A 13106-nucleotide genomic window follows, 5' to 3' on the forward strand; every position below is an offset into this window, starting at 1 on the left:
AGCGGGGGCACGGTCTGCCTGCGTCGGGGGTCAGCCGCGCGCCCGGCGCCGACTGCCGGTCCGGTCGCGGGTGGGCGCGTTGCCGTCCGTCCCATCGCTGCCCGACGAGAACCCGCCCAGCCGTTCGGCCACATGGTCGAGCGTCGGCGCCGGGCCCTTCGGCGTCTCGTCCAGCGCGGCGCGCATTTTTTGCAGGTGGTCGGGCGTCGTGCCGCAGCAGCCGCCGATGATCGTCGCGCCCGCGTTGCGCGCCATCACGGCGTATTCGGCCATCAACTCCGGCGTGCCGTTGTAGTGGATGTGGCCGTCGTGGAACTTCGGAATGCCGGCGTTGCCCTTGGCGATCAGGGGGCGGTCGGTCTCGCCGAAGCCGAGGACCGTGCGGATCAGGTCCGACGCACCCACGCCGCAATTGGCGCCGTAGGCCACCGGCTTATGCGCCAGCTTGCCCACGATGCGCGTCATCTCGGCCGAGGTGGTGCCCATCATGGTGCGCCCGGCGGTGTCGAAGCTCATGGTCACGCACCAGGGCATCCCCGCCAGATGCGCGGCCTCGCCTGCGGCGCGCAGCTCCTCGGGCGAAGAGATCGTCTCGACCCAAAGGACGTCGGCCCCGCCTTCCTTCAGCCCCTCGGCCTGCTCGTGGAAGATCTCGACGGCCAGGTCGTGAGTCAGCGGGCCCATGGGCGCCATGATCTCACCGGTCGGGCCCATCGACCCGGCGACGATCACGGGGCGACCGGCGGCATCGGCCACCTCACGACCGATCTCGGCGCCCTTGCGCGACAACTCCCGCGCGCGGGCCTGGGCACCGTGCAGCTTCAGCCTGGCGGCGTTTCCGCCGAAGGTGTTGGTCAGGAACAGGTCCGACCCCGCCTCGACCGGGCCGCGGTAAAGGGCACGGATGTCGTCGACCCTGGTGTCGTTCCAGAACTCGGGCGAATCGCCCGACTCCAGCCCCATGTTGAACAGGGTGGTCCCCGTCGCGCCGTCCGTCAGCAGCCAGTCGCGCGTCTTCAGAAGGTCGGTGAGGGCATCGGTCATGGGCACGGCTCCGCAGTCAGGGGTCCGTTCCAATGCCGCAGCCCGGACCCGGGCGCAAATTCATAATTCGCATGAAGAACATGAGCGTCGGGCCAAGCATGGCCCGAGGGTCATTCCTTGAGATGCTCGTTCATGACCTGCTCCTTGGCGACGACCATCAGGGCGTCCATCTTGGCACGTATTTCGGCGGTAGGCATCCGCGCGCCCAGATCGCCCGCAACCTTGCGGAGCACGTCGTCGTCGCCCGCCTCCTCGAAGTCGGCCTTGACGACCTCCTTCGCGTATTCCTCGCGCTCCGGGCCGTCCTTGCCCATCAACTCGGCCGCCCATTCGCCCAGCAGGCGGTTGCGCCGCGCCTCGACCCGGAACTGAAGCTCGGCGTCGTGGGCGAACTTGTTCTCGAAGCTGTTCTTGCGTTCGTCGAAGCTGTTGGACATCGGGGCCTCCGGGTCTGGGTGCGTTTCCTCGGGTATGGGCGTGCCGTGCGCCGCCTGCAAGCCGCTTCGCTTGCGGCAGCCGCCGTTAGAGCCTATGTCCGCCGCAACCCGTACGACAACACCCCCGGAGACATCATGGCCAGACGCAAGAAGGTCTACGAAGGCAAGGCCAAGATCCTCTATGAAGGGCCCGAGCCGGGAACGCTGGTCCAGTATTTCAAGGACGACGCGACCGCCTACAACGCGCAGAAGAAGGACGTGATCGACGGCAAGGGCGTGCTGAACAACCGCTTGTCGGAGTTCTTCATGGTCGGCCTCAACGCCATCGGCGTGCCCACGCATTTCATCAAGCGCCTGAACATGCGCGAGCAGCTGATCCGCGCGGTCGAGATCATCCCGCTGGAGATCATCGTCCGCAACGTCGCCGCCGGCAGCCTGTCCACGCGCCTCGGGATCGAGGAGGGAACACCCCTGCCGCGCCCCATTATCGAGTTCTGCTACAAGGACGACAAGCTGGGCGACCCGCTGGTGGCCGAGGAGCATATCATCGCCTTCGGCTGGGCCTCGCAGCAGGACCTGGACGACATCGTGGCGCTGGCGCTGCGGGTCAACGACTTCCTGTCGGGCTGCATGCTGGCCGTCGGAATCAAGCTGGTGGACTTCAAGATCGAGGTCGGCCGCGTCTGGGACGGCGACTACCAGCGCCTGATCCTGGCCGACGAGATCAGCCCCGACAGTTGTCGCCTGTGGGACATCGAGACGGGCAAGAAACTCGACAAGGACGTGTTCCGCCGCGACCTGGGGTCGCTTACCGACGCCTATACCGAGGTGGCGCGGCGCCTTGGCGTCCTGCCCAGCAACTCCGCCCCCGCGACCAAGCCGCACCTGATCAACTGAGGCCCGCCGATGAAAGCGAAAGTCACCGTCATGCTGAAGTCCGGCGTTCTCGACCCACAGGGCGAGGCGGTGCGTCATGCACTGGGCGCCTTGGGTTTCGATGGGGTCGAGGGCGTGCGCCAAGGCAAGCTGATCGAGCTGGACCTCGCATCCGGCACGACGCAGGCCGACGTGACCGCGATGTGCGAGCGTCTGCTGGCGAACACGGTGATCGAGAGCTACAGCATCGAGATGTGAGGCGATGCCCGACCCCCTCAGCTTCGCGGAGTTCCGGGGCCGCTACGGCGATCTCTGGCTTCCGTGGTCGGAGGGGGACTGGTGGATCCTTCGCTGGGCCATGGCGATCGTCGCGCTGGCCACGGCGCTGGCCTTCGTGCGGGCCATCGACTTCGGCATCGACATCGGCTGGGTCAACGTGCCGATCATGCTGGGGGCCATCGCCGTCATCGTCGTCATGGGCCGGATCACGCCGCGCGGCGGCGGGCTGCGGATCGACGGCACGGGCGTCCGGGTAATGCCGAAGGGGCCGCATCTTGCCCCGGAAGACATTCGCGACGTGACCGTCGTGCCCCACCCGGCAGGGGGTCTGACCCTGCTGATCCACACCCGCGCGACGCATCGGTTCGTCCTGCCGTTCCGGGCGACCATGTCGGGCCATCGCAGCCGCCTGCGGCTTCCCGCCGATTTCGGCGATCGCACTGCGCTCTAGCTTGCGGGACACGGAACGTTCCGGTGGTCCCGGCGTTATCCCTCCAGAACTTCTCAACAAATCAGGAGAGACGCCATGAATTGGGATCAGGTCAAAGGCAACTGGAAGCAGATGCAGGGCAAGGCCAAGCAGCAGTGGGGCGAATTGACGGATGACGACCTGCAGCAGGCCGACGGTGACCGCGACGTTCTGGAAGGCAAGATCCAGGAGCGTTACGGAGACACCAAGGAAGGTGCCAAGCGCAAGGTCGACGACTGGATCAACAACATGTGACCCGTCCCTGACGATGTCTTTCGATGGCCCGGCACCCGGAATGGTGCCGGGCCATTTGCGTTGTGCGGACCGTCACGCGGCCTTTACAAACCGGCGCCGGCCGCCATCCTGCCCGCCGGGGAGGATCCACCATGCGCGCCGCCGTCCTGAGAACCTACAACGAGCCCCTGTCGATCGAGGATGTCCCCGATCCGGACTGTCCGCCCGACGGCGTAGTCCTCAGGACCATCGCCTGCGGCATCTGCCGATCCGACTGGCACGGATGGGTGGGGGAGCATCCGCGCGTGAAGCCCGGACAGATCGGGGGCCACGAATACTGCGGCGAGGTGGTCGAAGTCGGGCGCGACTCCCGCTGGGCCAAGGGCGACCGCGTCGTGGCACCCTTCATCCTGGCCTGCGGCGCGTGTCCTTCCTGCCAGTCGGGCCATCAGAACACCTGCCCGAACCAGCGCCTTCCCGGCTTCATCGAACCCGGCGCCTTCGCGGAATACGTGGCCGTGCCAATGGATCACAACCTGGCCCGCCTGCCCGAAAGCCTGTCGCCCATGGTCGCGGCCGGGCTGGGGTGCCGCGTCACGACGTCTTGGCACGCTTTGACGGGGCGGGCGGCGTTGCAGGCGGGGGAATGGCTGGCCGTGCACGGCACGGGGGGCGTGGGGCTGTCGGCGGCGCTGCTTGGCAAGGCGCTGGGCGCGCATGTCGTGGTGGTCGACGTGGTGCGCGAAAAGCTCGACCACGCGCTGTCGCTGGGCATCGATGCCGCGGTAATGGCCGGTGACGACACCGCCGCTCGCATCCGCGAGATCACCGGCGGCGGCGCCCATGTCAGCGTCGAGGCGCTCGGCATCGCAGCCACGGTCAACTCATCGCTGGACTGCCTGCGCGCCCTCGGCCGCCACGTGCAGGTGGGGATGCCCGTGGGTCACACCGCCTGGATGAACATCGACATGAGCACCGTTTACGCGCGCAACCTTGCCCTTTTCGGCACGCGCGGGATGCCGTCGTGGCGCTATCCTTCACTGCTGGGATTGATCACGGCCGGGGTGGTGGATATGTCCCCGCTCATCGCGCGCGAGGTGGCGCTGTCGGATACGTCGGCCGAACTGGCGGCGTTCAACGGGCCGACGCCACCGGGCATGGCCGTCATCACCGATTTCGGTGGCTGAGGTCCGTATCAACCGGGGCCGGGGTCCAGACCCCTGCCCGAAGCCGAAAGATTGCACATGAAGGCCGCCGTCCTCGTCTTTCCCGGTTCCAACTGCGACCGCGACCTCGCCGTGGCCTTCCGCGCCGCCGGATTCGAGACGGAGATGGTCTGGCACAAGGAAACCGCGCTGCCCGACGGCGTGGATGTCGTGGGCGTGCCCGGCGGGTTCAGCTATGGCGACTATCTGCGCTGCGGCGCCATCGCCGCGCGCTCACCCATCGCGCAGGCGCTCAAGCTGCATGCCGATCGTGGCGGTTACGTCTTCGCACCGTGCAACGGCTTCCAGATCCTGACCGAGGCGGGGATGCTTCCCGGTGCCCTGCTGCGGAACTCCGGCCTGAAATACATCTGTCAGACCGTCGACCTGAGGGTGGAGGAGACCGAGAGCGCCTTCACCGCGGGCTACGGCAAGGGCGACGTCATCCGCGTTCCCATCGCGCACCACGACGGCAACTACACCTGCGACGAGGAAACGCTGAAGCGGCTCAACGACGACAACCTGATTGCCTTCCGCTACGTCGTCACGCCCAACGGGGCGACGGATGGCATCGCGGGCGTCCTGTCGCCCAACCGGCGCGTGCTGGGCATGATGCCCCATCCCGAACGCGCCGCCGATCCGCTGCACGGCAACACCGACGGCGTGGCGCTGTTCCGGGGGCTGGCAGGGGCGCTGGTTTCGGCATGACATCCCACGGCGCCTTTCCGCCGCCATGGGTTGAGCGGTGAGGCAGGCGGGGCTAGACAGGATCATGTTCTGGCGCAGCAAGACCCGCACCGCCGCGGTCCCCGATGGCGACATCGCGGCGGACGGTCAGCCGCCGGACCGGGTCAAGCTGCGGCTGCCCTGGGCCATCCGTATCATGATCGTGCTGATGATCGTGGCCGCCTTCGCCGCGATCTGGATCGTCAACATCCTGCTGACCGAACGCCTGGTCGAGACCACGCGCCAGCGGGCGGAACTGCGCCAGTCGCTCTATGCCGGGGCCATCCTGTCGGAGCTTCAGCGCAACTCCGTCGTGCCGCTGCTGCTGTCGCGCGACCCGACCCTGATCGCCGCATTGAATGCCAGGGATTTCTCGACCTCGAGCCAGCGCCTGATTTCCTATGTGGACGAGATCGGCGCCGCTTCGATCCGTCTTCTGAACATGGACGGGCGCACCGTCGCGGCCACCGACCGGGAACAACTGGGCAGCATCCATGCCACCAGCCCCTTCTTCACCGAGGCGATCGAGACGACGGACACCGTCTTCACCATCTTTCCCTCCGCCTCCGGAGCATATGAGGCCAGCTTCAGCCGCGTGGTGCAGGACGGGCCGCGGCAATTGGGCGTGTTGCAGGTTCAGGTCAACCTCGCCCAGTTCGAGTCGCGCTGGCGCGGCACCATCGCCGCCGTGGCCGTCACCGACGCCAGCGGCACCGTGATCCTGTCGACCGAGCCGCGCTGGCGCGGGCAGCAGCTCGAGGATGCCATCAACGCGACCTCGGTGCCCTCGGCGCTGGAACGCGCGCTGGTCACGACTGGGGCTTTCGGGCCGGACGTCAACGACGGCTATTTCTCGGGCAGCGCGCTGATCCAGCTGGAGACGCGGGTGCCGTTTCGCGGCTGGCGGCTGGTCAGCTTCACCACCTACGAATCGGTGCGCGAACGGGTGAACGGTGTGCTCGCCCTTATCATCATGGGGTTCGCCTTGCTGCTGGCGCTCGGCTTCTACCTGCTCAACCGCCGCTCGACCCTGCGGTCCATGCTGTTCCAACGCGAATCCGTGCAGCTTCGCCGTCTCAACGAACGTCTCTCGCGCGAGGTGGCCGAACGAAAGCGCGTGCAGGAGGAGTTGAAGGAGACCGAGCAATCGCTGGCGCAATCGTCCAAGCTGGCCGCCCTGGGAGAAATGTCGGCCGCCGTCAGCCATGAGCTTAACCAGCCGCTCGCCGCGATGAAGACATATCTTGCCGGCGCGCGGCTGCTCCTGCAACGACGGCGGGCGGACGAGGCGATGTCGTCGTTCCAGCGCATCGACGATCTGATCGAACGGATGGGGGCGATCACGCGCCAGTTGAAATCCTATGCCCGCAAGGGCGGCGACGCCTTCGAGCCGGTGGACGTGCGCGAGGCGCTGTCGTCGGCTCTGACGCTGATGGAGCCGCAGTTGCGTCAGGACAAGATCCGCCTCAGCCAGATCATCCCCGAGACGCCGGTCATGGTCATCGCCGACCGCCTGCGGCTGGAGCAGGTGATCATCAACCTTGTGCGCAACGCGCTGGATGCGATGAAGGGCGTGGACGACCGGGAACTCGACATCCTGCTGACGGCGGGCGAGGATGTCGTGCTGGCCGTCCGCGACACCGGCCATGGCTTGGACCAGCCCGAAAAGCTGTTCGAACCGTTCTACACCACCAAGAAGCCGGGTGAGGGCATCGGCCTCGGGCTGGCGATTTCCTCGGGCATCGTCAACGACCTCGGTGGGCGGTTGACCGCGCGAAACTCGGCGCGCGGCGGCGCGGTGTTTGAAGTTCGGCTTCCCGCGATAAATATGGCATTGGACGCAGCCGAGTAAGTGAGGACTTTCCATGGCCGAGCAGACCCGTATCGCCATCGTCGACGATGAGCAGGACATGCGGCAGTCCATAAGCCAGTGGCTCGCGCTGTCGGGCTTCGCGACCGAGACCTATGCCAGCGCCGACGAGGCGCTCAAGAAGATCACCCCCGACTATCCCGGCGTCGTCATCAGCGACATCCGAATGCCGGGGATGGACGGCATGACCTTCCTCAAGCGGCTGATGAGCGCGGATTCCTCGCTTCCCGTCATTATGATCACCGGCCACGGCGACGTGCCCATGGCGGTGGAGGCGATGCAGCTGGGCGCCTATGACTTCATGGAGAAGCCCTTCAATCCCGATCGCCTGACCGATCTGGCCCGCCGCGCGGCGCAGGCGCGCAAGCTGACGCTCGACAATCGGATGCTGCGGCGGGAACTGTCTGACGGCACCGTCCTGATGCGCAAGCTGATCGGCACCAGCCCCGCAATGGAACGCCTGCGTGAGGACATCCTGGACCTGGGGCAGGCGGACACCCACGTCCTGATCGACGGTGAGACGGGTACGGGCAAGACGCTGGTCGCCCATGCGCTGCACGCCGTGGGGCCGCGCCAGGGCAAGACCTTCTCGCTCACGTCCTGCGCGGCCATGGGCGAAGAGGAACTGGGCGCCCGCCTGTTCGGCCCCGCCGCCGACGGCCGCCTGCCGCTGGTCGAGGAGGCGCGCGGCGGCACGCTGGTGCTGGAGGACGTGGAGGCGCTGCCGCTGGCGCTCCAGGCCCGCCTTCTGACCTTCATCAACGACCAGGGCACCCCGGCGGAGACGCGCATCGTGGCCATCCACAACGGATCGGACCCCGAGAAGTCGTTGGAGGATTCGCTGCGGCCCGACCTGTTCTTCCGGCTGGCGGCGATGAAGCTGGTGCTTCCCCCGCTGCGCAACCGGGGCGAGGACGTGCTGACGCTGTTCACCCATTTCGCGGAAAGCTTCGGCGAGGAATACGGCGCCACCCCGCCGCAACTCTCGGCGCAGGAGGCGGCGCAGCTTTTGCAGGCACCCTGGCCCGGCAACGTGCGCCAGCTCATCAACCTGGCCGAACGGGCAGTGTTGCAGCAGCGGCGGGGAACGGGGTCGATCTCGTCCCTCCTGATGTCGGACACGCAGGAGCAGGGCGAGACGGTTCAGGTCACGACCGAGGGCAAGCCGCTCAAGGAATACGTCGAGGCGTTCGAGCGCATGCTGATCGACAACACCATGCGCCGCCACCGCGGGTCCATCGCGGGCGTCATGGATGAGCTTTCGCTGCCCCGTCGGACCCTGAACGAGAAGATGGCGAAGTATGGCCTGAGCCGTGGAAACTACCTGTGAGGTTTCCGCTGGAAGCCGTCGGCGGCTATTCTGGGCTGGACGAACTCATCGCTCTTGCCGTGATCGTTCCGGCCCTCCTCGCGGCGGCGGTCGTGACGCTGATCGTCTTCGCGGGGCGCGGCGTGTCGGCGCGGCTGCAGGGCCGGACGCGTGCATCAGACTCCGCTCCGGCGCATCGCGGCCACGACTGACGGGCAGGACCGTGCGGCCCCCTTGCGGGCGGACGAGAACGGGTCACAGGGTCGTCGATGATCTCCGAGTCCGACATCATGGTGGCCCTGGCGATTGTCGCGGGGTACTTTGGTCTCCTCATCGTCCTTCTGGTCGCCGGCCTCTGGGCCGTGTTCTTCGGCAAGCTGTGGGTGCGAACCGCCGGGGCAGTCGTTCTTTTCGGAATGATGGCGTCCTTCCTCAGCCCCAGGCCTTCGATGCGGCCCGCAACTGGCAATTACGGATGACCGTGGCCGAAGCGTCGATCATGCCGGACCGGCTCGACCTTTCAGGAAAGGACGTCGTGATCTTGGCGGGGGGTGTTTGGAGGCGAGGCTCGATGCAGGCCATCCACGCCTATACCGACGCCGCGTCCGTCCACCTGAAACGGCCCGCTGTGGATGCATCGACGGACCTCGGCACGGTGACCGCGCTTCTCGCATCGCCCATCCAGATGTAACGGCCCCTGGCCGGCCCGCTCGCGAACGACTGGGACGAACCGATGGAGGAAGTCTTCTCCCTTCCCGCCGACGCCGATGTCGTCTTCGTTCTGGATGCCACGGGTACGTCTCGCTGCTCGTGCCCGTCCCCTTCCGCCTGCCCGAGCCGCTCGCCGGGGTGACGACCGAGACGTTCCATGTCTTCGACCTGTCCGCCCCGCCGCCGGCCACGCTGGTGGCTCGGCTGCTCCGGGTGCACGGGCATGATCGGCCGTGGCTGGCGCCGTTCATCCGGCATGGAAAGACCCTATCCGGGCCTTCCGACCATCGGCGGACGGTTGCCGAGTGGATCTGCGGCGATAGGGAGGCGGAGTAAACGGATTACGCCGCTCCGCCACCGGTTGTCTGCCACGGCCTGTTCTGATCCGGACGGCCCGTCCATGCATCCGCCATTGCAACGGCGACGGAATTGTCACAAACAGGATGCACGGTCGTGTCGTCGCAGGTTCGACGATCGGGACCGGTTGGGATTCTTCCCCGTGCATCACCCGCGTCCAATAGCGGCCCGCGCATCGGGGGAAGTTTGCGAAGACGTGCGAAAGCCGCCTTCGGAGAGACGCCCGGACCAACATCCGGGCATTGAACGGACCCGCCCCTGCCGACAACCGGGGAAGGGTCGGAGTGAGAGCCGCGATGATGCAGGACATGACAGCGACGGATGGGATGCGGCCAGTCCGCCCCGCCGCGACGTCGCCTGCGCACGCCCCATCAAGACGACATGCCCACCTTGCGCCCCCCGGGGCGCCGGTCCGCTGTCGCGGAAAGAACAATGGCGAAAAAGATGCTGATCGATGCCACCCACCCGGAGGAAACCCGGGTCGTGGTGGCGGATGGAAACAAGGTCGAGGAATTTGATTTCGAAAGCCTGAACAAGCGGCAGCTTGCAGGCAACATCTATCTGGCCAAGGTCACGCGGGTGGAGCCGTCCCTACAGGCGGCTTTCGTGGACTATGGCGGAAACCGTCATGGTTTCCTCGCCTTCTCGGAAATTCACCCTGACTACTACCAGATCCCCAAGGCCGACCGGGATGCGATCCTGGCCGAGGAACGCGCGCTCGCGCAGGAGGAAGCCGACGCGGACGACGCCAATGCAGCCGAGGATGACGATGCGACCGACGACAACGGCGCTTCCGCGTCCGATGACGGCGAGCCTGCGAAGAAGTCCCGTTCGCGCAGCCGGTCGCGGTCGCGGTCGCGCAGGAAATCCGACACCCCGGACGACGAGGTGACGCCCGAGGAGCAGCCCATCGCCGGCGAGGCCATCGCCGTGGCGGAAACCTCCGAATCCGGCGTGGTCAGCGGTGGCGCGGCAGATATCTCCGAAGCCGCGACGGAGGCCGAAGGTCTGGCCCGCGATCGCGACCCCCGCGACGACAGCGACGACGGCGACGACGAAAAGGTCACGACCATCGCCGAGGACACCGGCCTGGAAGACGAGACCGTCAGCCAGGACGACCGCCCCGAGCCGTCGGGGATGGAGACCGTCGACCTCGACGACGATGCCGACGCAGGCCCGGTGGAGGATCTTGCGCCCAGGCGCACGTCCCGTTCGCGCAGCCGCAAGAAGGCCGTCGACAAGGACGACAGCGTCGAGCAGGTGGGAGACGAGGACGAGGCCGAGGACGTCCGCCCCGTCCGCAGTGCCCCGCGCCCCAAGGCCCGCAAGTACAAGATCCAGGAAGTTGTCAAGGTCCGGCAGATCATGCTGGTCCAGGTCGTCAAGGAGGAGCGCGGCAACAAGGGGGCGGCGCTGACGACCTATCTGTCGCTGGCCGGTCGCTACTGCGTCCTGATGCCAAACACGGCGCGCGGCGGCGGCATCAGCCGCAAGATCACCAACGCCGTCGACCGCAAGAAGCTCAAGGAGATCGCGCAGGAGATCGACGTGCCGCAGGGCGCGGGCCTGATCGTGCGCACCGCCGGGGCCAAACGGACCAAGACCGAGATCAAGCGCGACTACGAATACCTGCAGCGCCAGTGGGAGCAGGTGCGCGAACTCACGCTGAATTCCATCGCTCCCGCGCCGATCTACGAGGAAGGCAACCTGATCCACCGCTCGATCCGCGACCTCTACAATCGTGACATCGACGAGGTCATCGTGGATGGGGCGGCGGGATACCGCGACGCCAAGGAATACATGAAGCTCATCATGCCGTCGCACGCCAAGAACGTGAAGCAGCATACCGACAGCCAGCCGCTGTTCGCCAAGCACGGCGTCGAATCCTATCTGTCGGGCATGTTCAACCCGACGGTCCAGCTCAAGTCGGGGGGGTACATCGTCATCGACACCACCGAGGCGCTGGTGGCCATCGACGTGAACTCCGGCAAATCCACCAAGGAAGGCTCCATCGAGGAGACGGCGACCAAGACCAACCTCGAGGCCGCCGACGAAGCCGCCCGCCAGATGCGCCTGCGCGACCTGGCCGGCCTGATCGTGATCGACTTCATCGACATGGACGAGCGCAAGAACAACGCCGCCGTGGAGAAACGCCTGAAGGACGCGCTCAAGAACGATCGGGCGCGCATCCAGATGGGCCGCATATCGGGCTTCGGTCTGCTGGAGATGTCGCGCCAACGTCTGCGCCCTGGCATGCTGGAGGCGTCGACGCAATCCTGCCCGCATTGCCACGGCACAGGCATGATCCGCTCAGACGATTCCGTCTCGCTGCAGATTCTGCGCGCGCTGGAGGAGGAGGGCGTCCGCAAACGGTCGCGCGAGGTGCTGCTGAAGGTGCCGGTCGACATCGCCAACTATCTGATGAACGACAAGCGCGAGCATCTCACCGGCATCGAGATGCGCTATGATATGGCCGTCCGGGTCGTGGCCGACACCCATCTAGTGGCGCCCGATTATTCCATCGAGAAGTTCAAGACCGCGACCCGGATCGTCCCGAAGGCACCCGGCAACATCGTTGGCACCGACACCTCCTGGACGTCGGACGATCAGGACGCGGTCGAGGAGGAAGAGGACACCGGCGATCCCTGGGCCGAGGCCGACGCAGAAGATGCCGAGACGGGCGAGACCGAGGCCGACACCGACAACGACGACGGGGAAGCCGTCCGCGATGGCGAGCAGGGGAACGGCGAGGGTGCGCCGAAGAAGAAGCGCCGTCGCCGGTCGCGCCGCAAGAAGTCCGGCAACGGCACCGATCAGAACGGACAAGGCGAACGCGACCCCTCCGCGCAGGACGCATCGGATGGCGACACGACCGAGCCGCAGGAGCCCGTGACGGCCGACACGCAACCCGAGGCGGCGGAACCGCAAGCGGAGGAGACCGCATCGGAAGAGGCGCCGAAGCCCAAGTCGCGGTCGCGCAGCCGGTCCCGGTCGAAGAAGGTCGAAACGACGGAGGGGGCCGCGCCGGCCGAACCCGAGGCAGCCGCCACCGAGCCGGAACCGCAGCCGGAGGCCGAACCCGCGTCGGAGAAACCCAAACCCCGGTCGCGCGCCCGCGCCAAGGCGCCTGCGAAGGTGTCGCCCGTCGTCGAGGAAGCGGCTGAGGCCGTGGAGGCCGCGACGGACGCAGCCCCCGAACCGGAGCCCGCACCCGAGCCGGCTGCCGCGCCGGAGCCCGAACGGGCGGCCGAGGTTCAGTCTGCCGACGTGGAAAAGCCCAAGCGCAAGGGCTGGTGGAGCTTCGGCGGCTGACCCCTGCCGACATGCGATGACGAAAGGGGGCCGGGTCGGCCAGCCCCTGACGGTAAATATTGATGGCTCGGTTGCTTTGTTCGAAGGTGAGATGAGCCTAAGTCCTTCTGGCAAGGTGGTCAGGCTGAAAGGGCTGATCAACAAGACCGCATAGCACTAACCGCTGGTGTCTTGATCCACGCCAGCATGGGGTAGATAGCGACAAAGCTCTCCTGAAAATGTGCGGGGGTGCCACTTCGATAGCGAGGTGGCACCCCCTTATACTTAGACCCTCGGG

15 protein-coding genes are annotated in these 13106 nt (G+C 66.7%); 13 read left to right on the forward strand and 2 right to left on the reverse strand.

The annotated features are described in order from the left end of the window. Positions 1-30: 30 nt before the first annotated feature. The gene (bmt, locus tag JAN5088_RS02960) at positions 31-1044 is read right to left on the reverse strand and encodes a betaine--homocysteine S-methyltransferase (RefSeq protein ID WP_055681322.1); all 1014 of its coding nucleotides are present in this window, start codon (positions 1042-1044) and stop codon (positions 31-33) included. A 110-nt stretch (positions 1045-1154) separates the two neighbouring features. After that, a complete protein-coding gene (locus tag JAN5088_RS02965; RefSeq protein ID WP_055681323.1) occupies positions 1155-1481 on the reverse strand; it encodes a DUF1476 domain-containing protein in 327 nt (108 codons plus the stop codon). Positions 1482-1616: 135 nt separating this feature from the next. On the opposite strand from JAN5088_RS02965, the gene purC reads away from it, so the two are divergent. The 13 genes from purC to JAN5088_RS03030 all read left to right on the forward strand — a co-directional run bounded on the left by purC (position 1617) and on the right by JAN5088_RS03030 (position 12829). Further along, the gene (gene purC / locus JAN5088_RS02970) at positions 1617-2378 is read left to right on the forward strand and encodes a phosphoribosylaminoimidazolesuccinocarboxamide synthase (protein WP_055681324.1); all 762 of its coding nucleotides are present in this window, start codon (positions 1617-1619) and stop codon (positions 2376-2378) included. Positions 2379-2387: 9 nt separating this feature from the next. Further along, complete coding sequence (gene purS / locus JAN5088_RS02975) at positions 2388-2615, forward strand: phosphoribosylformylglycinamidine synthase subunit PurS (RefSeq protein WP_055681325.1); 228 nt, start codon at positions 2388-2390, stop codon at positions 2613-2615. 4 nt (positions 2616-2619) lie between these two features. Further along, positions 2620-3087 carry a hypothetical protein gene (locus tag JAN5088_RS02980; RefSeq protein WP_055681326.1) on the forward strand — a complete coding sequence of 156 codons (468 nt, stop codon included), beginning with the start codon at positions 2620-2622 and terminating at the stop codon, positions 3085-3087. Between the two features lie 75 nt (positions 3088-3162). Beyond that, complete coding sequence (locus JAN5088_RS02985) at positions 3163-3360, forward strand: CsbD family protein (RefSeq protein WP_055681327.1); 198 nt, start codon at positions 3163-3165, stop codon at positions 3358-3360. 131 nt (positions 3361-3491) lie between these two features. Beyond that, positions 3492-4526 (forward strand): alcohol dehydrogenase catalytic domain-containing protein, encoded by a 1035-nt coding sequence (locus JAN5088_RS02990; RefSeq protein WP_055681328.1) that lies wholly within the window; start codon positions 3492-3494, stop codon positions 4524-4526. A 57-nt stretch (positions 4527-4583) separates the two neighbouring features. After that, positions 4584-5252, forward strand: a complete 669-nt coding sequence (gene purQ, locus JAN5088_RS02995; RefSeq protein WP_055681329.1) for a phosphoribosylformylglycinamidine synthase subunit PurQ — start codon at positions 4584-4586, stop codon at positions 5250-5252. Positions 5253-5427: 175 nt separating this feature from the next. Further along, positions 5428-7122, forward strand: a complete 1695-nt coding sequence (locus tag JAN5088_RS03000; RefSeq protein ID WP_370736402.1) for a sensor histidine kinase — start codon at positions 5428-5430, stop codon at positions 7120-7122. Between the two features lie 13 nt (positions 7123-7135). Further along, positions 7136-8470: a sigma-54-dependent transcriptional regulator gene (locus tag JAN5088_RS03005; protein WP_055681330.1), complete on the forward strand. Its 1335-nt coding sequence runs from the start codon at positions 7136-7138 to the stop codon at positions 8468-8470. Further along, complete coding sequence (locus tag JAN5088_RS03010) at positions 8467-8661, forward strand: hypothetical protein (protein WP_055681331.1); 195 nt, start codon at positions 8467-8469, stop codon at positions 8659-8661. Before JAN5088_RS03005 ends, JAN5088_RS03010 begins: the two co-directional genes overlap by 4 nt. Before the next feature lie 57 nt (positions 8662-8718). Then, positions 8719-8928: a hypothetical protein gene (locus tag JAN5088_RS03015; protein ID WP_055681332.1), complete on the forward strand. Its 210-nt coding sequence runs from the start codon at positions 8719-8721 to the stop codon at positions 8926-8928. Further along, complete coding sequence (locus tag JAN5088_RS18830) at positions 8925-9140, forward strand: hypothetical protein (RefSeq protein ID WP_055681333.1); 216 nt, start codon at positions 8925-8927, stop codon at positions 9138-9140. Before JAN5088_RS03015 ends, JAN5088_RS18830 begins: the two co-directional genes overlap by 4 nt. A 119-nt stretch (positions 9141-9259) precedes the next feature. Beyond that, positions 9260-9496: a hypothetical protein gene (locus JAN5088_RS18835; protein WP_055681334.1), complete on the forward strand. Its 237-nt coding sequence runs from the start codon at positions 9260-9262 to the stop codon at positions 9494-9496. Between the two features lie 453 nt (positions 9497-9949). Further along, entirely contained in the window at positions 9950-12829 is a 2880-nt protein-coding gene (locus tag JAN5088_RS03030) for an Rne/Rng family ribonuclease (RefSeq protein WP_055681335.1), read from the forward strand. Positions 12830-13106 lie beyond the last annotated feature (277 nt).

This window comes from Jannaschia rubra, assembly GCF_001403735.1.
GTDB classification, from domain to species: domain Bacteria; phylum Pseudomonadota; class Alphaproteobacteria; order Rhodobacterales; family Rhodobacteraceae; genus Jannaschia; species Jannaschia rubra.